At 69.4% G+C, this 20,142-nt stretch carries 21 protein-coding genes; 12 read left to right on the top strand and 9 right to left on the bottom strand.

The features are described 5' to 3' along the window. Position 1 precedes the first annotated feature (1 nt). Positions 2-565, top strand: coding sequence for a DinB family protein (locus E0H50_RS09335; protein ID WP_238150864.1), 564 nt, complete (start codon positions 2-4; stop codon positions 563-565). Between the two features lie 32 nt (positions 566-597). After that, on the top strand, positions 598-1,614 hold the full coding sequence (locus E0H50_RS09330; protein WP_131286231.1) for an Rv2578c family radical SAM protein: 1,017 nt from the start codon (positions 598-600) through the stop codon (positions 1,612-1,614). Positions 1,615-1,631: 17 nt separating this feature from the next. Here E0H50_RS09330 and map read toward each other — a convergent pair whose 3' ends face one another. Next, positions 1,632-2,399, bottom strand: coding sequence for a type I methionyl aminopeptidase (gene map, locus E0H50_RS09325; RefSeq protein ID WP_131286230.1), 768 nt, complete (start codon positions 2,397-2,399; stop codon positions 1,632-1,634). A 153-nt stretch (positions 2,400-2,552) separates the two neighbouring features. On the opposite strand from map, the gene E0H50_RS09320 reads away from it, so the two are divergent. Together E0H50_RS09320 and E0H50_RS09315 are read left to right on the top strand one after the other, a co-directional pair. Next, entirely contained in the window at positions 2,553-3,638 is a 1,086-nt protein-coding gene (locus E0H50_RS09320; RefSeq protein ID WP_238150863.1) for a CapA family protein, read from the top strand. Between the two features lie 60 nt (positions 3,639-3,698). Then, complete coding sequence (locus tag E0H50_RS09315; RefSeq protein WP_131286229.1) at positions 3,699-4,241, top strand: 23S rRNA (adenine(2058)-N(6))-methyltransferase Erm(C); 543 nt, start codon at positions 3,699-3,701, stop codon at positions 4,239-4,241. Positions 4,242-4,281: 40 nt separating this feature from the next. Here E0H50_RS09315 and E0H50_RS09310 read toward each other — a convergent pair whose 3' ends face one another. Both E0H50_RS09310 and E0H50_RS09305 read right to left on the bottom strand, forming a co-directional pair. Next, complete coding sequence (locus E0H50_RS09310; protein ID WP_131286228.1) at positions 4,282-6,018, bottom strand: ABC transporter ATP-binding protein; 1,737 nt, start codon at positions 6,016-6,018, stop codon at positions 4,282-4,284. Further along, the gene (locus E0H50_RS09305) at positions 6,015-7,736 is read right to left on the bottom strand and encodes an ABC transporter ATP-binding protein (RefSeq protein WP_131286227.1); all 1,722 of its coding nucleotides are present in this window, start codon (positions 7,734-7,736) and stop codon (positions 6,015-6,017) included. The genes E0H50_RS09310 and E0H50_RS09305 overlap by 4 nt, the downstream gene beginning before the upstream one ends. Positions 7,737-7,821: 85 nt before the next feature. Here E0H50_RS09305 and E0H50_RS09300 point away from each other — a divergent pair, with 85 nt between their 5' ends. Together E0H50_RS09300 and E0H50_RS09295 are read left to right on the top strand one after the other, a co-directional pair. Beyond that, positions 7,822-8,430: a lysoplasmalogenase gene (locus E0H50_RS09300; RefSeq protein WP_131286226.1), complete on the top strand. Its 609-nt coding sequence runs from the start codon at positions 7,822-7,824 to the stop codon at positions 8,428-8,430. Between the two features lie 79 nt (positions 8,431-8,509). Then, positions 8,510-9,475 carry a glycerophosphodiester phosphodiesterase gene (locus tag E0H50_RS09295; RefSeq protein ID WP_131286225.1) on the top strand — a complete coding sequence of 322 codons (966 nt, stop codon included), beginning with the start codon at positions 8,510-8,512 and terminating at the stop codon, positions 9,473-9,475. Here the strand turns inward: E0H50_RS09295 and E0H50_RS09290 are convergent. Both E0H50_RS09290 and E0H50_RS09285 read right to left on the bottom strand, forming a co-directional pair. Continuing rightward, on the bottom strand, positions 9,472-10,731 hold the full coding sequence (locus tag E0H50_RS09290; protein WP_131286224.1) for a M48 family metalloprotease: 1,260 nt from the start codon (positions 10,729-10,731) through the stop codon (positions 9,472-9,474). The genes E0H50_RS09295 and E0H50_RS09290 overlap by 4 nt on opposite strands. An 86-nt stretch (positions 10,732-10,817) precedes the next feature. Next, complete coding sequence (locus E0H50_RS09285) at positions 10,818-11,153, bottom strand: PspC domain-containing protein (protein WP_202868076.1); 336 nt, start codon at positions 11,151-11,153, stop codon at positions 10,818-10,820. 129 nt (positions 11,154-11,282) lie between these two features. Between E0H50_RS09285 and E0H50_RS09280 the strand changes: the two genes are divergently transcribed. The 4 genes from E0H50_RS09280 (at position 11,283) to groL (ending at position 14,839) form a co-directional block, all read left to right on the top strand. Beyond that, a complete protein-coding gene (locus E0H50_RS09280) occupies positions 11,283-11,774 on the top strand; it encodes a SigE family RNA polymerase sigma factor (protein ID WP_131286223.1) in 492 nt (163 codons plus the stop codon). Further along, complete coding sequence (locus tag E0H50_RS09275) at positions 11,771-12,628, top strand: PASTA domain-containing protein (RefSeq protein ID WP_131286222.1); 858 nt, start codon at positions 11,771-11,773, stop codon at positions 12,626-12,628. Before E0H50_RS09280 ends, E0H50_RS09275 begins: the two co-directional genes overlap by 4 nt. Before the next feature lie 32 nt (positions 12,629-12,660). Continuing rightward, positions 12,661-12,996, top strand: coding sequence for an MmcQ/YjbR family DNA-binding protein (locus E0H50_RS09270; protein WP_131286221.1), 336 nt, complete (start codon positions 12,661-12,663; stop codon positions 12,994-12,996). 217 nt (positions 12,997-13,213) lie between these two features. Then, positions 13,214-14,839 carry a chaperonin GroEL gene (gene groL / locus E0H50_RS09265; RefSeq protein ID WP_131286220.1) on the top strand — a complete coding sequence of 542 codons (1,626 nt, stop codon included), beginning with the start codon at positions 13,214-13,216 and terminating at the stop codon, positions 14,837-14,839. Positions 14,840-14,982: 143 nt separating this feature from the next. On the opposite strand, the gene E0H50_RS09260 is transcribed toward groL, so the two are convergent. Then, positions 14,983-15,933 (bottom strand): glycoside hydrolase family 6 protein, encoded by a 951-nt coding sequence (locus E0H50_RS09260; protein ID WP_131286219.1) that lies wholly within the window; start codon positions 15,931-15,933, stop codon positions 14,983-14,985. Positions 15,934-15,987: 54 nt separating this feature from the next. Further along, positions 15,988-16,401 (bottom strand): guanyl-specific ribonuclease, encoded by a 414-nt coding sequence (locus E0H50_RS09255; protein WP_131286218.1) that lies wholly within the window; start codon positions 16,399-16,401, stop codon positions 15,988-15,990. A gap of 215 nt (positions 16,402-16,616) precedes the next feature. Here E0H50_RS09255 and E0H50_RS09250 point away from each other — a divergent pair, with 215 nt between their 5' ends. Further along, positions 16,617-17,549, top strand: coding sequence for a GNAT family N-acetyltransferase (locus tag E0H50_RS09250; RefSeq protein WP_131286217.1), 933 nt, complete (start codon positions 16,617-16,619; stop codon positions 17,547-17,549). A 76-nt stretch (positions 17,550-17,625) separates the two neighbouring features. Continuing rightward, positions 17,626-18,078, top strand: a complete 453-nt coding sequence (locus E0H50_RS09245; protein WP_131286216.1) for a hypothetical protein — start codon at positions 17,626-17,628, stop codon at positions 18,076-18,078. On the opposite strand, the gene E0H50_RS09240 is transcribed toward E0H50_RS09245, so the two are convergent. Both E0H50_RS09240 and E0H50_RS09235 read right to left on the bottom strand, forming a co-directional pair. Beyond that, positions 18,075-18,866, bottom strand: a complete 792-nt coding sequence (locus E0H50_RS09240; RefSeq protein WP_131286215.1) for an FHA domain-containing protein — start codon at positions 18,864-18,866, stop codon at positions 18,075-18,077. The two genes, E0H50_RS09245 and E0H50_RS09240, sit on opposite strands and share 4 nt — an antisense overlap. Next, positions 18,863-20,140, bottom strand: coding sequence for a vWA domain-containing protein (locus tag E0H50_RS09235; protein ID WP_131286214.1), 1,278 nt, complete (start codon positions 20,138-20,140; stop codon positions 18,863-18,865). Before E0H50_RS09235 ends, E0H50_RS09240 begins: the two co-directional genes overlap by 4 nt. Positions 20,141-20,142 lie beyond the last annotated feature (2 nt).

Below are 20,142 nucleotides of genomic sequence, written 5' to 3'. Positions count from 1 at the left end.
TGTGAAAGAAACCCTGCACGACTATCTCCGTAAGGCCCGCGAGGCGATGGTCTGGAAGCTCGACGGGCTCGGCGAGTACGACATCCGCCGGCCGCTGACGCCCAGCGGGACCAACCTGCTCGGCCTGGTCAAGCACCTGTCGATCGTCGAGGCCTGGTACTTCGGGAAGACCTTCGATCGGCCGTTCGCCGAGGAACTGCCGTGGTGGGACGACGACGCCGAGCCGAACGTCGAGATGTGGGCGACCGCCGACGAGACGCGCGCGTCGATCGTCGACCGGTACCAGCGGGCGTGTGCGCACGCTGACGCGACGATCGAGGCGCTCGACCTGGACGCGTCGGGCCTGGTGCCGTGGTGGCGCAAGTCGTCGGTGACGCTGCACGGCATCCTCGTCCACGTCCTCGCCGAGACCAACCGCCACGCCGGCCACGCCGACATCCTCCGCGAACAACTGGACGGCGCCGCCGGCATGAGCTCAACCAACTCGAACCTCCCCGAGCAGGACGCGGAGTGGTGGGCGGCGTACCGCGCCCGCGTCGAGGAGGCTGCCCGAGCCGCCGTTTGACGTTCATGGGAACATGTGTTCGACTGTGAGGCATGAGGTGGGCCGGGCAGCGGGTTGATGCCGAGGCTCCGGGGACGTTGCCGGGGCTTGGGTCGATCGCCGGGCTGGTCCGGTCGGTGACGACGCCGGAGTTCCAGGGGATCACGTTTCATGAGGTGCTGGCGCGGTCGGCGCTGAACTCGGTGCCTGGTACGGCGCTGCCGTTCAACTGGACCGTGAATCCGTACCGCGGGTGTTCGCACGCCTGCCGGTACTGCTTCGCACGGCCCACCCATCAGTACCTCGAACTCGACGCGGGCCGGGACTTCGACCAGCAGATCGTCGTGAAGACGAACGTGGCCGACGTCCTGCGCCGCGAACTCGCCCGCCCGTCGTGGCGCCGCGAACAAGTTGCTCTCGGCACCAACACGGATCCGTATCAGCGCGCTGAGGGCCGCTACCGGTTGATGCCCGGCATCATCGAGGCGCTCGCGGGGTCCGGCACACCGCTGTCCATTCTCACCAAAGGCACCCTGCTCCGACGCGATCTGGGGTTGCTGTCCGCGGCTTCCGCCGAGGTGTCCGTCGGCATCGGTCTCTCGCTCGCCCTGGGGGACGAGGACCTCCGCCGCCGTCTGGAGCCGGGCGTCCCATCCGTCCGCGGCCGTCTGGAACTCATCCGCGCAATCCGCGAGGCGGGCCTCGCGTGTGGCGTGATGGTCGCTCCGGTCCTCCCTTGGCTGACCGACTCGACGGAGCAGCTGGACCAGCTGATGAGCGACCTGTCCGCAGCCGGCGCCACCGGCGTCACCCCACTCCTCCTCCACCTACGCCCCGGCGTCAAGGAGTGGTTCATGCAATGGCTGGCCCACGACCACCCCAACCTGGTCGGCCGCTACACGTCCTTGTACGCCCACGGCTCCAACGCATCCCCCAGCTACCGAAAGTCCTTCGACCAGAAGCTCCGCCCGCTCTTGTCCAAGCACGGCTTCGCCCGCCCCTCAACCCACCGCACGCACCCCGTGAACGGCATGCACCGCGCTGAGCCGTCCCAGGAGCCACTGTTCTGAAGGAAAGATGTCGGTTGTTACGGGAGGGTGAGGATCTGGGGGCCTTCGGGGGTGATGGCTACGGTGTGTTCGGCGTGGGCGCCTCGGGTTCGGTCGGCGGAGCGGAGGGTCCAACCGTCCTCGTCGATCCTGTAGGTGGAGCCGGGGCCGGACCAGAACCAGGGTTCGATCGCGACGACGTGGCCGGCGCGGAGTCTGAGGCCGCGGCCGGGGCGGCCGCCGTTGGGGATGTGGGGTTCCTCGTGCATGCGGCGGCCGACGCCGTGGCCGCCGAAGTCCAGGTTGGTGCCGACGCCGGCCCGGTCCCCGACCGCTCCGATAGCGGCGCCGATGTCGCCGATCCGGTTGCCCTCGACGGCGGCCGCGATTCCCGCGGCCAGTGCCTCCTCGGTCGTCGCGATCAGTTCCAGGTCCTCGGCCCGCGGTGTACCGATGCAGAAGCTGATCGCCGAGTCCGCGCACCACCCGTCGATCGAGGCGCCGCAGTCCACGTTGAGCAGGTCGCCGTCGGCGAGCCGCTGGTCGGACGGCAGCCCGTGCAGTACGGCGTCGTTCACCGACGTACAGATCACGCCGCTGAATGGCGAGGTCGCGAACCCGGGCTGGTACCCATCGAACAACGACACCGCCCCGGCGGAACGCAGTACGTCGCGGGCCACCTCGTCGAGTTCGCGCAACGAGACGCCGACCGCGGCTTCCTTCCTCACCGTCGCGAGCGCGGTGCCGACGACCCGCCCGGCCGCGCGCATCTGCTCGATCTGCGTCGGCGTCTTCAACTCGACCATGATTCCTCCGGGATAGTTATACCGGTACTTCCTACCACAACCCGCTCAACCGATCGGTCGCCTGCAGCGTCCTACCCTGTGAGAGAGAACTCGGGGGCGGGGATGTTGGTACGACGACGTGCAGTGCTCGGAGGCCTACTCGCCGGAGTCGCGGTGGCGGCAACCGGATGCGCCGACGAGATCAGCCCGAACACGGCCGGTGGCAAGCCCACGAAGACCCCGGCATCGGGGCCGGGAAAGCAGCCGGAGCGGCTGACCGTGGTCGCGACGGGCGACGTACTGCTGCACGAGCGGCTCTGGACCACCGCGAGGCGCGACGGCAAAGACGGCCGCTGGGACTTCGCGCCGCTGATGAGCAGCGTGAAACCCCTTGTCCAGAAGGCGGATCTCGCGATCGCGCACCTGGAGACACCGCTGGCCCGTGCAGGCGGGCCGTACCACGGGTACCCGCTCTTCCAGGGCCCGCCGCAGATTGCCACCGCGCTCAAGCAGACCGGCTACGACCTCTGCACGACCGCGAGCAACCACAGCTTCGACGGCGGCGCGGCCGGCGTCGACCGGACCCTCGACACGCTGGACAGGGTCGGGCTGAAGCACGCCGGTACGGCGCGGTCGCGGGCCGAGGCCGAGCAGATCACGATCGTCGACGTCGGGGGAGTGAAGGTCGCGTCGCTCAGTTTCACGTTCGGGTTCAACGGGCTGCCGTACCCGAACGGCGAGACCTGGCGGGCCGGCACCATCAGCGCGAAGACGATCAAGCTGAAGGCCCAGGAGGCCCGCGACCGCGGCGCCGAGCTGGTGCTGGTCAGCTGCCACTGGGGTACGGAGTACTCGAACAAGCTCAACGACCAGCAGCGCGAGATCGGTCCGCAACTGCTTGCCGATAGCAACATCGACCTGGTGATCGGCCACCATGCGCACGTCGTGCAGCCGATGCAGGAGATCGACGGCAAGTGGATCGCCTACGGGCACGGGAACCTGGTCGCCGCGCACCGGGAACCTGCGAGCCGCAAGGCCGAAGGACTGCTGACCCGCTTCACCTTCATCCGCAACGGAAACGGCTGGCAGACCGAGGCCGAGTACGCGCCGCTGCTGATGATCGACGACCTGCCGGTCCGAGTTCTCGATGTACGGCGGGAACTCGCGAAGGACACCGCCCGGCACAGTCGGCTCGAGCTGGCGCAGCGCCGTACGACGGAGACCGTGACGGCACTGGGTGCGACGCCGAAAATGCTTTGAGTCAAGGTGTCGCGGCGGTTTAGGGTCGGCGCATGATTACGTACTTCGTGATGGTCCGTCGTGCCCGCCTCCGGGCAGGCGAGGGGTGCCTGGGGATGGCATCCGCTCGATAGCCGTTGGGCCCAACGGGTTGTGGACGCGGCCGGGATCACTCCCGGTGAGCTCGTCCTCGACGTCGGGGCCGGACTCGGCGCGCTGACCGCGCCGCTGGTCCGGGCCGGCGCCCGGGTGGTCGCCGTCGAACTCCATCCAGGTCGTGCCGATCGGTTGCGCCGGCGGTTCGCGGACGCGCCGGTGACGGTCGTCCGGGCCGATGCCGGTGATCTGCGACTGCCGTCGCGGCCGTTCCGGGTGGTGTCCAGTCCGCCGTACAACATCTCCACTCTGTTGCTGAAGCGTTTGCTGTCGCCGGGTTCACGCCTGGTGTCGGCGGATCTGGTGCTGCAGCGGCAGGTGGCGAATCGGTGGGTTCGCGGTGACGCGCCCGGAGCCAATCGGTGGTTCCGCCACTACGACCCGTCCATCGGTCTTCGCCTTCCCCGCAAGGCTTTCACCCCACCGCCGCATGTCGACTCAGCAGTCCTGCTACTGCGCAAACGTTAGAAGGGGCGGCCCCCGCAAGGTCAGAGGTGATCTTGCGGGGTCAGCCGTGCCAGGAGTTCCACAAGGCGGCGTACGAGCCTTCGCGGGCGACCAGTTCGTCGTGACTGCCGAGCTCCGAGATGCGGCCGTCCTCCACCACTGCGACGCGGTCGGCGTCGTGGGCGGTGTAGAGGCGGTGGGCGATGGCTATGACTGTTCGGCCTTCCAGTACGGCGGCCAGTGAGCGCTCCATGTGTCGTGCGGCCCGCGGGTCGATCAGCGAGGTTGCCTCGTCGAGGACCAGCGTGTGCGGGTCGGCGAGCACCAGCCGTGCCAGAGCCAGCTGCTGCGCCTGGGCCGGCGTCAACGCCAGCTGTCCGGAACCGACCCGAGTGTCGAGCCCGTCCGGCAGCGCCACGGCCCACTCGCGCGCGTCCACTGCACCGAGCGCGTCGAGCAGCTCCGCATCCGTTGCAGAAGGACGCGCCATCGAGAGGTTGTCCCGCAGCGTTCCGACGAAGACGTGGTGCTCCTGCGTGACCAGGGCGACCTGTTTGCGCAGCTCGTCCAGCGGCAGCTCCGTCATGCCCACCCCGCCGACCGTCACCGAACCGGTCCGCGGCGGGTGGATACCCGCGACCAACCGCCCCAGCGTCGATTTGCCCGCACCGGACGGCCCGACCATCGCGATCCGCTCGCCCGGCTGGATCGTCAGGTCGACGCCGTGCAGTACGTCGCGACCCTCGACGTACGAGAACCGCACGTCACGCGCCTCGACGAGCTCACCGGAAGGCTCCCGCCCCGACGGCGTCCGGTCGTCCGGTACGTCGCTGATACCGAGCAGTCGCGCGAACGCGGCGCCGCCGGACTGGAGCTCGTCCAGCCAGGACAGCAACCGGTCGACTGGGTCGATCAGCTGGTTCACGTACAGCACGGCGGCCGTCACGGCGCCGAGCGAGGCATGCCCGTTGAGGTGCATCCAGCCGCCGAACAGCAGTGTGCCGACCACCGGCACGAGGTACCCGAGCTCGGCGGCCGGGAAGTACACGGTCCGCAGGAACAGCGTGTACCGCTCAGCCAGGTAGCTCCCTCGGATGTCGACATCACCGCGCCGCACGCGATCGTCGTACCGCCGCAGCGCCTCAACCGTCCGCGCGCCTTCGACCGTCTCCGCGAGCGAGCTGGTCATCTGCGCGTACGCCGCGTTCTCGCGCAGGTACCCGTCCTTTGCACGCCGCAGGTACCACTTCGTGCTCAGCCACAGCAGGGGGACCATCGCGGCCAGTGGCACCAGGACCCAGACACCCACCAGCGCCGTCGCGACCACGGTGAAGATCACGGTCACGAACGCGATGATCGTCTCCGGTACGGCGAACCGCACCGTCCGGGACAGCGTGTCGACGTCGCGCGACGTCCGCGACAGCAGGTCGCCGGTACCGGCCCGCTCGACCGTGCCGATCGGGAGCGCGAGCGCGTTGTCGACGAACTCCTCACGCAGCTCGGCCAGCACCTGCTCGCCCAGCGCGAACGACCGGTACCGCGCCCAACGGGTCAGCAGCGACTGCGCGACGATGAAGCCGGCGATCACGATGATCACCACGTTGACCTTGGCGGCGGTCGTGCCGTGCTGCACGTCCTCCACCAGGCTGCCGATCAGCCGCGGGGCCGCGAGTCCGCTGACTGCCGCGAGCCCATGCAGCCCGAGCGCGATCAACAGCGCCCGCGGGTGCCGCCGGGCCAGCCGTCGCGCGTGCCGCCGGATCTCGGCCGGCCCGGCCACGGGCAGGATCTGCCTCATCGGAGGGCCTCCTCTTCTTCGGTCTGGCGGGTCACGGTCCTGCGGTACAGCGGAGTGCTCTCGAGCAGCTCGCGGTGCTTGCCGGTGGCAACGACTCGGCCGGCGGCGACGAAGATCACCTCGTCGACGCGGTCCAGCAGCAGTGGGCTCGCGGTCAGTACGACGGTGCTGCGGCCGGACCGGTGGTCGCGCAGCCGGTCCGCGATCCGCGCCTCGGTGTGCGCGTCCACGGCCGAGGTCGGCTCGACCAGGACCAGCACCGACGGGTCGGCGAGCAAGGCGCGGACGAGGACCAGCCGCTGACGCTGTCCACCGGAGAACGAGCGGCCCTTCTCTTCCACCTCGGAGTCGAGCCCGTCCGGTAGCGCGACGAGTACGTCGTCCGCAGACGCCGTACGCAGCGCTGCCCTCAGCTCGTCGTCCGTACGGCGACCTGCTGGGTCCAGCTCCGTGCGCAACACACCGGTGAACAGCTGGGAGCCCGTGTCGCTCACCAGGATGCGCTCGCGAACGTCTGCCCGCGTAGCGCTGGCCAGCGTCACACCGCCGTACCTGACCTCGCTGGCCTCGTCGTACCGACCTAGGCGGTCTGCGAGCTTGTCGTAGGTGTCCGGCTCCGCGGAGACGACCGCGGTGAGCAGTCCGTCGCGGGCGCGGACGCCCGAGACCGGATCGACCAGGTCGCCGTGGTCCGGAAGCCGCACCGGAGTCTCCGGGTCGGTGACGTCGGTCTCCAGCTTCAGCACCCGGATGACCCGGCCCGCTGCGACCAGTCCGCGCATCAGCTGGTTCGCGAACTCGGTCGCCGTCCGCAGTGGCAGCACCAGGAACGTCGCATATCCGTAGAACGCGACCAGCGAGCCGGCACTGAGGTCACCGCGCAGGGCGAAGTGCGCACCCAGGCCGACCACCAGCACGACGAAGACGCCAGGCAGCAGCACCTGGGCCGCGTCCAGCACCGACTGGATGCCGGCCACGCGTACGCCGGCCTTCCGCACCTGCTGTGACTCGCTCCGGTAGCGCTGGGAGAACGACTCCTCGCCGCCGATCCCGCGCAGCACCCGCAGGCCGGCCACGATGTCCGAGCCCAGCGAGTTCAGCTCACCGACCGCCTCGCGCTGCGCGGACTGCCGCTTGTGCAGCGGCCGCAGCATCGGACCGAGGCAGAACAGCATGATCGGTACGCCGATGAGTACCACCAGACCGAGCACGGTCGAGGACGACAGCAGGATCGACGCGACCACTACGAACGCGACGATCGCGCCGGCGAACCGGGCCGAGATCTCCATCAGGTTCCCGATGTAGGACAGGTCGCCCGCGCCGATGCTGACCACCTCGCCGGTGGCCAGCTGCTTGGGCAGGGTCGCGCCGAGGTCGGCCGACTTCCGCGTGACCACCTGGACCGTCCGGTACGCCGCGGTCAGCCAGTTGGTGACCGCGAACCGGTGCCGCATGATGCCCGCCGTCGCCTGCACCACGCCGACCGCGAACAGCAGCGCCGTCCAGTACAGCAGGCGCTCGCCGTCGCGGGCCGCGATGCCCTCGTCGATCGCTCGCCCGAGGATCGCCGGGATGAACGCCTGCGCCGCCATCCACAGGATGCCGAACGCCATCCCGCCCGCGAGCGTGCGCGCTTGACCGCCCGCGACCCACCACAGGTAGCGGGCCGGCGATCGATGATTCGGGACGCCGGGATCGGCGAGCGGCAGTTGTCTCATAGCCTTCTCAGGCTAGGTGCCGCCTCCGACAGCCGCATGCGAATTACTCGCACCTGTGGACCCTCCGACCGGCACCATCTAGGGCATGACGAGGGGACAGGGCTGGCTGCTCGCGTACGGCATACTGACGGTGGCGCATCTGGTCACGATCGGGATCGGCGAGACCTGGTCCCAGGCGATCACCAAGGTGCTGCTGATGCCGACGCTGGCCGTCTGGGCGCGGCTGAACGGCGGTCCGGTCACGTTGCTGGTCGCACTGGGCGCCTCACTCGCCGGTGACTTCCTGCTGCAGATCGATCAGCTGCTACCGGGCATGCTGGCGTTCGGCGTGGCACATGTCTGCTACGCGGTGCTGTTCGCACGCAGAGCCCGCCGACGGTCGCTGGTCGTGCTGGCGGCGTACGGCGTGGTCTGGGCCGGCGCACTGGTGCTGCTGTGGCCCGGTCTGGGGGACAACCGGATCCCGGTGGCGGCGTACTCGCTGCTGGTCACCGCGACGGCTGTCACCAGTGGGTGGAACGGCTGGCAGGCCGGACTGGGCGGTGCACTGTTCCTGATCTCGGACGGGCTCATCGGCGCGGGCCTGGCCGGACATGACTTCGCAGCACGCGACTATCTGGTGATGGCGACGTACTGCGTTGCGCAGTATCTATTGGCCGCCAATCTGCTGCCGGGGGCCAAGCACACGCGGTGACGGTGACGGTCGGTAGACCTTCACCTTGCGTTGGGCAACGGGTTCCCACCGGGTCATGTCCGGCCCCTGTCCTGGATCCATGTTGGTGATCGCGCATCGGGGAGCGAGTGGCTACCGCCCGGAACACACGCCGGCGGCCTACCGGCTGGCGGCGTTGCAGGGCGCGGACTATCTGGAACCCGACCTGGTCGCCACTCTCGACGGCGTCCTGGTCTGCCGGCACGAGAACGAGATCTCCGGTACGACGGACGTCGCGGAGCACCCGGTGTTCGCGGACCGGAGGATCACCAAGATCGTCGACGGGACCGCGGTCACCGGCTGGTTCGTCGAGGACTTCACGTTCGCGGAGCTCCGGACGCTGCGGGCCCGGGAGCGGATGCCCGCGCTCCGGGCGAACAACACGGCGTACGACGGGCTGGAGGAGATCCCCAGCTTCGACGAGGTGGTCGCGCTGGCGCGCCGGGAGTCGGTGCGGCTGGGACGGCCGATCGGGGTGCTGCCGGAGATCAAGCACCCGACGTACTTCCGGCGGCTCGGCCTGCCGCTCGAGGAGCTGCTCACCGAGCGGATCCTGGCGCTCGGGCTGCGTCCGGACGAGATCATGATCCAGTCGTTCGAGCCGACGAGCCTGCGGCGGCTGTCGGTGATGACACGGGTGCCGCTGGTGCAGCTGATCGACTCCGAGAGCGCACCGAACGACTTCCTACGGACCGGCGACGGGCGCACGTACGCCGAGCTGATCGAGCCGCGTGGCCTCCGGGAGATCGCGACGTACGCGCAGGTGCTGGCGCCGTCCAAGGACCTGGTCCTGCCACGCACCGCGGACGGTTGCCTCGGCGAACCCACCCGCCTGGTCGACCACGCCCACCGCGCCGGCCTGAACGTCCAGGTCTGGACGTTCCGCGCCGAACGCCGCTTCCTCCCGACCGCCACCGACTTCCCCACCGAACTGACCCGCTTCGCCGCCCTGGGCCTCCAAGGCATCTTCGCTGACCACCCGGACCAGGCAGTCGCCGCACTCCGCACACCGGCTGTGAACGTCTAAAGAGAGGCGCCTAGCTCGGCCAGTGCCTTGGCGGCTGTCGGCTGGAGCTCCTGGTCGATGACGCGGTTGCGGTCGATCCCCAGAACCAGACGAGCCGTGGTGGCGGGGCGGGTGCGGATCAGCTTCGTGCGGAGGTACGTCGGGGGATGCGTCGCGTCGGTACGGGCCTCCCGGAGGCGGCTGACCCGCAGCTGGCGCTCGATCTCCCGTGCCGGGACCTCGCTCACCTCTCGCCGGACCGCCTCCAGCGGGTCGATCTCGGTCGGGAAGCGAAGGGCGCGCTCCATGGCACGGTACGACGCGTCGGCCAACCCCAGCCGTTCGAGCGCCTGGGCGGTCGCCTCGGAACCCGCGATCTCGCCCGCCTGACGATCCGCGAGGTACTCCGCTCGCTGGTCGCCGCGCAGTTGGAGCCGCTCGAGCAGCCAGGCGACCCCGCGCACCAGGGTGCCGATGGTGGCGTTGAGCATCCGGCTGACCATCGTGGCACCGGTGTAGTCGTCGTACCCGTGTTCTCGCCTGACCCGGTCGCCGTACTGCTCACTGAACGTGGCGTTCAGTTCTTGCAGAACGGACCAGGCAGCGCTGACCAGCCAGCCACTCCTGGCGTCGCCGTGCCGGCCGTGGCCGAGCTCGTGCGCCAGGATGGCGATCCGTTCCTGTGGCCGCAGTCCTGCCCAGAGCGGCAGCCCGATGCAGACGACCGGGTGAAAGCGCCAGCCGATCTGCTGGTACCAGAGGTTCGCGTCTGTGTTGACGACGACGGCTGCCACTCTCCGGGTGCCGATGGTGTCGGCGAGTTCGTCGAGTACGGCGTACAGGGTGGGGGCCTGGTCGCGTGGCACCGGGTGCACGTCCTCCGGCAGGCTCGCGGCGCGTGGACGTAGCAGGAACACCACCGCGAAGGCGAGCAGCGCGAGCAGTGCGCTGAGCCACAGCGGCCGGTAGAAGACAAGCAGGGCGATGCCGACCAAGAGGGCCAGCAGCGGTAGCACGAGGATCAGAGCGGACAGGACGTGCGCACTGATCCTGGCGGCGTCCCAGCCGGGGCGGCGGACGTGCCCGGTCTCCAGTTCACGGTAGAGCGCTTCGGCGAGCCGCTGCTCGAGCCGAAGCCGCCAGGGCGGTGTCCGGTCCTCGTTGGGGGTCGGGTCGACGTTCCAATCGCACTTGTCACACCAGGTGACGTAGCGCCGGTCAACCCTGATCTGGTGCCCGCACTCGGGGCAGTTGGAGATCTCGTCGGTGCGCTGCACTACGGCAGTGTGGCAGCGCGGTGGCGGGGTGGCGAGTACTCGTCACCCCGCCTGGGGCTCTGCGCCTCCTGCGGGCGCAGTCGTGCTCACGCCGCCGGGGGCTTGTTGTTGGTGTCGTCGTAGAGGCGGGAAGCGATGTCCTGCTCGGTCGTGTCCTGGTTCTGGTTGACCGACTGCTGCACGTTCTGCCAGACCGCCTTGCCGTCGGACTCGGGGATCACGATCCAGGCGACCGCGTAGCCGATCAGTGCGGCGCCGCCGGTGATCAGGGTGAGGCCGACCCAGCCGAGGCGGACCAGGGTGACGTCGACGTTCAGGTACTCGGCGATACCGCCGGAAACGCCGGACAGCATCTTCTGGTTCGCGGACCGGCGGAGGACCTTGCCGGACAGGTTCTGGAACGGTGCGTTGGAGTTCGTCATGGCTCTACTCTCCCGTCCGGACGCCTTCCACCACATCCGGATCGGTACCGACCGACCCCTGAGCCGACCCCGACGACTTTCGTGGAACCCACCGCGTCCCCCAGCCTGTCTCTAAGGGTGAGGAGGGGTATGGACGAGTTCACTGAGTACGTCACCGCACGCTGGCCGACGCTGGTGCGGTCCGCGGTTTTGCTTGGCTGTACGCCGTCCGAGGCTGAAGACCTCGTCCAGTCGGCGTTGGAGCGCTGCCTGGTCAAGTGGAACCGGGTACGGGTCGCGGAGGACCGTGACGCGTACGTGCACCGCGTACTGGTCAACTGCTTCCGCTCCTCCCGCAGACGTCGCTGGCACGGCGAGTTGCCGTCCGCATCGCTCCCGGAGTCCCCGGGCGGCGACCAGACGGCAGGTGTCGACGACACGGACGCCGTGATGCGCGCACTCGACCGCTTGCCGGGCGACCAGCGCACAGCCGTCGTACTGCGGTACTACGCACACCTGAGCGAGCAGCAGATGGCTTCCGTACTGGGCGTCGCCGCCGGCACCGTCAAGAGCCGACTGTCCCGAGCGGTGAAGGCCCTGGCGCAGGACCCACACCTGGCAGAACTGCGAGAACCCCGATGACCGACCTGACAGACCTCCTGGCACGTACCGCCGACCAGACTCCCGTTGGACCGCCTCCGCTGGACGCCCTCCACGCCGGCGCGACCCGCCGACGCCGCCGCCGTACGGCGGGACTCACAGCCACCGCTGCGGTCGCTGTGGCGGCGGTGATCGGCGGGAGCACCCTGCTGACCTCCCACGACCAGACCGCCCCCGTGACGTCACCGTCCCCGACGCCAACCCCGGTCGCCCCCGCGACCCGGCTGATCGGCTTCGGCCACGCCGCCATCGCCGTCCCCGCGGCCTGGCCGATCAACAAGAGCAGATGTGGTACACCGCAGCAGGACACGGTCCTGCTCGATGACCCGACCACTGTGCTCTTCTGCCTGGCCTTTCGCCCCGCCGGGGTCGAGAGCGTGGGCTTGTACTACGGGAGACCGAGAGGCGACTTCCACGCCGATGAGACATTCGAGATCGACGGCGTGCGCGCAGAGCGGCAGCGGACGACCTGCGTCATGTCCAAGTACCCCAAGGCCAACACACCGAACTGTGGCGGCATCGTGAGCATTCCGTCGCTCAAGTTGTGGTTCCAGGCGGACTCGTCGACGAGCGCCGAGGAGGTCGAGCGGATGCTCGGCCAGATCCGGATCGTGCCCGACCAGTCCGGGGTGCCCAGCTACTGGATGGGGGCCGGCCCGCCGACAGGCCCGCTCGTGGCCGACTACCTGCCTCTGCTCGCGGCCGCAGGACTGAAGGCGCAGTACAAGCGGGTGCAGTCGCCCAACGCTCCGGCCGGCACCATCCTCGGCGTCTCGCCCGCTGTCGGCACGATGCTGTCGGTCGGCTCGACCGTGACGGTCACTGTTGTCAAGTGAAAGTGTCGGTGGGGGTGCCTAGCGTGCTGGGTATGGATGTCCAGGCGGTGGTGAAGGTGATGGCGGCGTTGCCGGGCGCCGAGGAGCAGGAGGGGTGGGCGGGCCAGCCGGTCTTCAAGGTCCGCAACAAGAGCTTCGCGTACCTGTCCGAGGACCAGACCCGCCTGCACCTCAAGGCGCTCCGCGAGGAGCAGGAGGCCCTCGTCGCGGAGAACCCGGAGGTCTACACGCCGTCCTGGGAGGGCGGCCGCTTCGCCTGGATCCTGATCCAGGTGGACCTCGCCGACGACGAGGAGCTGACCGAGCTGGTCACCGAAGCCTGGCGCCTCACCGCCCCGAAGTACCTGATCGCCCAGCTGGACGGCTAGGGGCCGGCTTGCACTCGTTTGGGTCGAGTGCTAATACTTGGTTAGCACTCCATGGGTGAGAGTGATAAGTGCTCGCGCCCGGTGGAGTGTGCAAGAAAGACGGCTTCGATGAGGTGCTGGAGCGCGGCGGGACATGAGCGTCGCGGGCCGGTGCCGTCCGTCGCGGGCATCGGGCCGGCTGGACCACAAAGACTCGACGCGGGAGGACTCGCGGAGAATGCCCAAGCTGATTGCTTTCGATGAAGAGGCGCGCCGCGGCCTCGAGCGGGGAATGAACACCCTCGCCGACGCCGTCAAGGTGACGCTCGGCCCGAAGGGCCGCAACGTCGTGCTGGAGAAGAAGTGGGGCGCCCCCACGATCACCAACGACGGCGTCTCCATCGCCAAGGAGATCGAGCTCGAGGACCCGTACGAGAAGATCGGGGCCGAGCTCGTCAAGGAAGTTGCCAAGAAGACCGACGACGTCGCGGGTGACGGTACGACCACCGCCACCGTGCTGGCCCAGGCCCTCGTCCGCGAGGGGCTGCGCAACGTCGCCGCCGGCGCCAACCCGATGGGCCTGAAGAAGGGCATCGAGAAGGCGACCGAGGCCGTCAGCGAGCAGCTGCTGGCGCTGGCCAAGCCGGTCGAGACCCGCGAGCAGATCGCGGCGACCGCGTCCATCTCGGCCGCGGACACCCAGGTCGGCTCGATCATCGCCGAGGCGATGGACAAGGTCGGCAAGGAAGGTGTCATCACCGTCGAGGAGAGCAACACCTTCGGTCTCGAGCTCGAGCTCACCGAGGGTATGCGCTTCGACAAGGGCTACATCTCGCCGTACTTCGTGACCGACACGGACCGGATGGAGGCCGTCCTCGACGACCCCTACATCCTGGTCGTGAACAGCAAGATCGGCAGCATCAAGGACCTGGTCCCGGTGCTGGAGAAGGTCATGCAGACCGGCAAGCCGCTGGCCATCATCGCCGAGGACGTCGAGGGCGAGGCCCTGGCGACCCTGGTCGTGAACAAGATCAAGGGCACCTTCAAGGCCGTCGCCGTCAAGGCGCCGGGCTTCGGTGACCGCCGCAAGGCCATGCTGGTCGACATCGCCGTCCTCACCGGCGGCGAGGTGATCTCCGAGGAGGTCGGCCTCAAGCTCGACACCGTCGACCTGGAGCTGCTCGGCCAGGCCCGCAAGATCGTCGTCACCAAGGACGAGACGACCATCGTCGAGGGCTCGGGCGACGCCGACCAGATCACCGGCCGGGTGAACCAGATCCGCGCCGAGATCGAGAAGTCGGACTCCGACTACGACCGCGAGAAGCTGCAGGAGCGGCTGGCCAAGCTGGCCGGCGGCGTTGCGGTGATCAAGGTCGGCGCGGCCACCGAGGTCGAGCTGAAGGAGCGCAAGCACCGCATCGAGGACGCCGTTCGCAACGCGAAGGCAGCCGTCGAGGAGGGCATCGTCGCCGGTGGTGGCGTCGCGCTGCTGCAGGCGTCGGTGATCGCGTTCGAGAAGCTGGAACTCGACGGCGACGAGGCGACCGGTGCGGAGATCGTCCGCAAGGCCGTCGAGGCGCCGCTGAAGCAGATCGCCGTGAACGCCGGCCTCGAGGGCGGCGTCGTGGTGGAGAAGGTCCGCAACCTCGAGCCGGGCTGGGGCCTCAACGCCGCGACCGGTGAGTACATGGACCTGATCAAGACCGGCATCATCGACCCGGCCAAGGTGACGCGCTCGGCGCTGCAGAACGCGGCGTCCATCGCGGCCCTGTTCCTCACCACCGAGGCCGTCATCGCCGACAAGCCGGAGAAGGCAGCAGCCGCTCCGGGCGGCGCGCCCGACATGGGCGGCATGGACTTCTGATCCAGAAGTAGTTACACCAAGAGGTCCCGGGCCGAGCCCGGGACCTCTTGCGTTGCGGGCATTGCACAGGAACTGGGGGCGGTGCACCGGTTATTACCTGTTCACCGGCCCCGGCGCGCGGGCGTTGCCCCGACTCTTGGCAGTTAGGTGCCGTTGATGAGGTGGTGGGCCAGTACGGGGGAGAACGTGCGCGTGGGGAGGTCTGGGGTGAGGCCGCAGGGGCCATCGGATTCGCCGGGGGTGCGGAGCCAGAGGTGGAGGTCTACCGGGGCCGCGGTTCGCGCCGGGGGTGTGCCGAGTTTGCGGGCGGGTGGGTTGCAGGAGCTGCCGTCGGAGCCGTTGCCGTTGCGGCTGGTGTCGATGACGAAGTGAGAGCCGCCGCCCAGGGCCTGCAGGATCTCGGTGCCGCGGGTGACGGACTGTTCGGTGGTGAAGTAGTTCGCGGTGTTCAGCGCGAACCCGCGGACCTTGCCGACATCCGCGAGCCGCAGCCGCCGCGCCATCTCCTTCGCGTCACCGGACGTCACGTTCCCGGCGTCGAGGTACGTCCACGTATTCGGGTTCTTCACCGCCAGCACGCCCACGGCGTACTTCAGCAGCGCTATCCGCGCGTCCCACTCCGACGTCGGGTAGCAGTCGAGCCGCGCCAGCGCGTCCGGCTCGAGAACCACCACCGCAGGCCGTGTCCCGATCCCGGCCGACACCGCCGCGATCCACGTCCGGTACGCCGCGTCCGACGCGGCACCGCCGCCGATCCCGCACTGCCGGCCCGGAAGGTTGTCCGTCACCAGCACCGGCAGCTTGCCCGCCTTGTCCGCCGCGGTCATGTACGCCGTGACGCCCGCCTGCACGTCCCCGCTCCACGCGCCGACCCACCGCGCGGACGCCTGCGCGGCGATCTTCGACGCGAGCTCGGTGTCCTCCGGATGCCGCCGTACGTAGGCGGCCGCGGGCGAGGCCGGGTCGACGTAGAACCCGGTGGTGAGCTTCAACGGGTCGCCGGTCGCTTCGGCCAGCCCGGGTTCGGGCCGGCCGAAGGCGAGGAGCGCGGCGGTCAGCAGCAGACCGGCAACGGTAGGACGCAGAGTCGGCATCGCAGAAGATCCTCCTGATCACTCAACGTGCCGACGACATTACTCGCAGCCAGATCAGCTGTTCTCGTCGACCTCGCAGAAGGAGCTGTAGTGGTCGCTCGTGTAGTAGACGTGTTCGGGTGTGGTCATGGCGCCGCCGCCGACGAGCCGGCGGGCGCCGCGGTCGGGGGAGCCTGGCGTGATCACGGTGTACTCGTGGTAGTACCCGCTGGACTCGTCCGGGAGGATGCCCTCCCGGTTCGAGAAGACGGTGCCGTCCTGGTCGTACGGGAACGGTCCGCCGGAGTGGATGAGGTCGAGGGTGTCCGAGGCCTCCGGAGGCAACGAACTGAGCGCGCAGGTGTCGATCGCGGCCGGGGCGGTCACGACAGACGTGATGGTGGTCGGGGCGGGATGTGGGGCGGCGTAGGCCGTGGGGCCCAGGGCTGTGCTGACAGCGAGGGTCGCGGCGGCGATGAGGGTTCTCATGCCCGGAGGCTTCCCGCCCGGAACGGCCCCGGTACATCCCAGCTGTGAATAACAGGTGGACTATGACCCCGTCGGACACCTAGGCTCTGGCGCGGCGAGAGAGATCCCGGAGCGGAAGGAGCCACCGATGAACACACTGACTTGTTTCCCGGCGCGCCCGATCCGCTCGCACAGCTCGCACTGAGCGGAGCAGCGCGCCTCCTGCTGGAGGATCTGTGACCATCCGCAACACCGTCGAGGCCGACCTCGACACCGTCTTCGCTCTGATCGAGCAGAAGTCCGTCAACACCGTGACTCTCGAGCGGTACCGCGAGTACGTTGCCGCCGGCTACTACAAGCACGAGTGGAACTGGGTCGTCGAGGAGAACGGCGCGATCCAGGCCCTCGTGATCTGGTGGGGCGGCCCGGGCGAGCCCCACCCGTACAGCATCGACGGCCTGTACTACGCCGGCGACGGCGATCCGGTCCCGGTGTGGACCGAGCTGCTGAAGTACGCCGTCGCGTCCCGGCCGGCCGACGCCGATCCGCCGGAGTACCACTTCTTCCTGGACAGCGACTGGCAGGACGATCCCGAGGTCGTGACCGCACTGCAGTCGCGGAGCGAGGCGGCCGCGGCGGTCGGGCTGACCGGCATCACCGATCGGCTGCGCTACGAGTGGAAGCCGGAGTACGGGCTGCCGGAGCGGTCCACCCGGCTGAAGTTCGAGCCGGCCGATGACGAGGCCTTCGTCGACGTGTTCGTGCGGGTCAGCGAGGGCAGCCTGGACGCCGCCACCGCGCGGGAGATCGCGCGCCTCGGCGCCGTGGAGGCGGCCCGCGAAGAGGTGGCGATGTACAAGTCGATGCCGGGCGACCGGGACTGGTGGCGGCTGGCGTACGACGGTGATGGGGAGCTGATCGGGTTCCATGTGCCGTCGGCGAACGCGGGCGGGCCGGTCGTCGGGTACCTCGGCGTCGTGCCGGAGCACCGCGGCCGCGGGCTGATCAACGACCTGCTGGCCGACCTCACGCATCAGTTGGCGGAGACCGGCGCCGAGCAGATCCGGGCCGACACGGACTTCGGCAACGTCCCGATGGCGAAGAGTTTCGAGCGTCAGGGGTACCGGAAGTTCGCGGTCCGCCGGGTGCTGGCCTTCCCGGAGAACTGAGGCGTGAGGTAGAGACGCGCACGCCCCGAATCCCTATGCTCCCTGACATGTCAGAGAGTTCTGGGGGAGCGGGGCGATGCGTGACATCGCCCTGATCCTGCATGTCCTGGCCGGTGTCGTCGCGGTCGTGTTCGGCCCGGTGGCGATCGTGCTCACGCTGCGCCGCCGCGGGCTGAACTGGGCCGGCGAGATCTACCACTGGGCGATCGCGCTGGTCTGCCTGACCGCGCTGGTCATGGTCCCGTACGACTGGGGCCGGCTCTGGTACTTCTGGCCGATCACGATCGCGTCGTACCTGTTCGTGTACGTCGGCCAGCGCGCCGCCGAGGCACCGGGCGGGCTCTGGTACCGCGGTGTCCTGCGCGGGTACGGCGGCGGCTGGGTCGCACTGTGGACCGCGATCGCCGTCGTCTCCCTGCCGCACCAGTGGTGGGCGTGGGCGCTCCCGATCGTGGTGGGCTCGGCCGTGATCGAATGGCTGTGCTTCAACCCGCTACCGGGCTGGACCCAACAGACCCAGCCCGGCTAGGCCTGTCCGGCCTGCTCTTCCGGGGTTGCCTTGCGGACCACGAGGCGGGTCCAGGCGCCGACGTACACACGGTCGTCCGGGTTCAGCTCCTGGCGCTGGCCCGGGATGATCGGAGTCTCCGGGAGCGGTCCGGCGGCAGAGGCGACGTACGTGCCGTTGGAGGACTGCAGGTCCTCCACCCACCAGCGCTGGCCGTCGGTGGTCAGCTGGGCCTGGCGGCGGCTCACGCCGGTGTCGTCGCCGCAGTCGATCTCCGGCGAGATCCCGCGGCTACGGGACGGCCGGCCGATCAGCAGGCTCTTCTCGGTCAGCGGGATCACGGTCGGCAGCCCCGGTGACGGACACGGGTCGTCGCTCTGCTGTACGGCGTACCAGTCCGGGTCGACCCAGCGCTCGACGACCCACTCGGCCAACGCGGCCGGTGCCGACGGGGTCGGTGGTGGCGTCGCGGGAGCGGGACCGGAGGACAGGTCGAGTGACGAGGCCGGCCGCGGCATGGTGCCGGTGGTGAAGTCGTAGCCGCAGCTCTCGCAGAACAGCGCGTCGGGGGCGGCAGGCTCCGAGCAGTTCGGGCACGTTTGCACCGACGGTGCAGCGGGCGCCGCAGGGTCTGACGTGCCTGCGGAGGAGCCGGCAGAGCCGGCGCCCGGCCCAGGACCCGGCGTAGCGCCGGCCGCGGGAGCAGCTGCGCCGGCGGCAGCGCCGGCGTCTGCGGGGATCGGGAGGCCGCAGACGTCGCAGTAGTCGGTGGAGGTGGAGGGGTGTCCGCTGGGACAGTTCACGGTCATTTCCGCACCCGGGTGGTCTTGGTGGAGGCCGTGTCGAGGGCCATCTCGTCGGCTTTCTCGACCGTCCGCTTCAGCCGCACCGTACCCGTATCCTGGTCGTCGATCTCGACAACCTTCCGCAGCCGCGTGGTCGCCTCTTCGTTGCCGGTCTGCGCGGCGAGCTGCACCGCGCGGCCGAGCTTCGTGGTCGCGGTCGCCGTGTCGCCGACCGCCTTGGCGGCCAGACCGTCCTGGATCGCCTGCGCCAGCTCGGTCTGCCCGGTGTAGTGCGCGACCTCCGGGTTGATCCGGGTGGTGAGCGCCTCGTCCGCGGACCACAGCGCCTTTACCAGGCCCTGCGCGACCGTGTCGGCGCCGATCACCAGCTGCACCCGCGCAGCGAGCTGCTCCTGCCCGACCGCCTTCGCGGCCAGCCGGATCGCCACGTGGTAGTCGCGGGACTCGTCGCCCCAGGAGCCGGTCGGGTACGACCCCGTCAACGGGTTGATCGCCGTACGCCGCGACGTCAGGTCCTCGACCGTCGGCGCGACCTGCCGGACGAACAGCACCTCGGCGCCCTGCGGTGCCCAGACGCGCAGATCGGCCTGCGCGACACCACGGCTCATCGCGTTCTGGATGATCTTGGCGAACTCCTCGGCCAGCTGGTTCGGTGCCGGGATGATGTCGACGGTGCCGAGCAGCGCCTGCGCGATCCGCCGTACCTCGTCGACCTGCCAGGCCACGCCGACGCCACGGGCATCGCACTGGAACTGGCCGGTGACCGCCTCGATCGTCTGTGTCAGCACCTCGGGAGTCTCGTGCTGGTTCTCGCCGTCGGTCAGCAGGAGCGCGTGCTTCTGCGTCAGCGACGGCACGGTGGCGAAGACCCGCGACGCGAGCCGCAGCCAGGTGCCCATCGCGGTCCCGCCGTCGGCGTAGAACCGGGACACGGCGTCCTTGGCGGCCTGCCGGGTGTACGGGTCCATCTTGACCATCACCGGCTCCGCGGACGGCGGGAACGCCAGCTGCGCGCGGTCGTTGCCGGAGATCACCGCGAACCAGACACCGTCGAGGATCTGGTCGAGTGCGGTCTGCGCGGCGTACGCCGCCGCCTGGACACCGTCGCGACCCATCGAGCCGGAGGTGTCGACGATGATGATCTCGCCCGCGTCGCCGCTGCCGGACTGTCCTGCGGCGCCGGCACCGGTGCAGTTCACCGTGACGATGGCGTGCACGTCGGTCCCGCCGTCCGGCAGGAACTCGTTCTGGTAAACGGAGGCGGTGAAGTCGGCCATCT

The organism is Kribbella sindirgiensis (assembly GCF_004331435.1).
In the GTDB taxonomy this organism is placed as follows: Bacteria; Actinomycetota; Actinomycetes; order Propionibacteriales; family Kribbellaceae; genus Kribbella; species Kribbella sindirgiensis.
Note: the sequence above shows the minus strand (reverse complement) of the source record. Positions and strands in the feature narration are given on the sequence as shown.

Coding starts and splice junctions, on each gene's coding strand:
- groL (WP_131286220.1), top strand. CDS start 13,214: ATGCCCAAGCTGATTGCTTTCGATGAAGAGGCGCGCCGCGGCCTCGAG.
- E0H50_RS09305 (WP_131286227.1), bottom strand. CDS start 7,736: ATGAGACAACTGCCGCTCGCCGATCCCGGCGTCCCGAATCATCGATCG.
- E0H50_RS09330 (WP_131286231.1), top strand. CDS start 598: ATGAGGTGGGCCGGGCAGCGGGTTGATGCCGAGGCTCCGGGGACGTTG.
- E0H50_RS09295 (WP_131286225.1), top strand. CDS start 8,510: ATGTTGGTGATCGCGCATCGGGGAGCGAGTGGCTACCGCCCGGAACAC.
- E0H50_RS09270 (WP_131286221.1), top strand. CDS start 12,661: ATGGATGTCCAGGCGGTGGTGAAGGTGATGGCGGCGTTGCCGGGCGCC.
- E0H50_RS09245 (WP_131286216.1), top strand. CDS start 17,626: ATGCGTGACATCGCCCTGATCCTGCATGTCCTGGCCGGTGTCGTCGCG.
- E0H50_RS09240 (WP_131286215.1), bottom strand. CDS start 18,866: ATGACCGTGAACTGTCCCAGCGGACACCCCTCCACCTCCACCGACTAC.
- E0H50_RS09300 (WP_131286226.1), top strand. CDS start 7,822: ATGACGAGGGGACAGGGCTGGCTGCTCGCGTACGGCATACTGACGGTG.
- E0H50_RS09260 (WP_131286219.1), bottom strand. CDS start 15,933: ATGCCGACTCTGCGTCCTACCGTTGCCGGTCTGCTGCTGACCGCCGCG.
- E0H50_RS09235 (WP_131286214.1), bottom strand. CDS start 20,140: ATGGCCGACTTCACCGCCTCCGTTTACCAGAACGAGTTCCTGCCGGAC.
- E0H50_RS09285 (WP_202868076.1), bottom strand. CDS start 11,153: ATGACGAACTCCAACGCACCGTTCCAGAACCTGTCCGGCAAGGTCCTC.
- E0H50_RS09280 (WP_131286223.1), top strand. CDS start 11,283: ATGGACGAGTTCACTGAGTACGTCACCGCACGCTGGCCGACGCTGGTG.
- E0H50_RS09275 (WP_131286222.1), top strand. CDS start 11,771: ATGACCGACCTGACAGACCTCCTGGCACGTACCGCCGACCAGACTCCC.
- E0H50_RS09310 (WP_131286228.1), bottom strand. CDS start 6,018: ATGAGGCAGATCCTGCCCGTGGCCGGGCCGGCCGAGATCCGGCGGCAC.
- E0H50_RS09255 (WP_131286218.1), bottom strand. CDS start 16,401: ATGAGAACCCTCATCGCCGCCGCGACCCTCGCTGTCAGCACAGCCCTG.
- map (WP_131286230.1), bottom strand. CDS start 2,399: ATGGTCGAGTTGAAGACGCCGACGCAGATCGAGCAGATGCGCGCGGCC.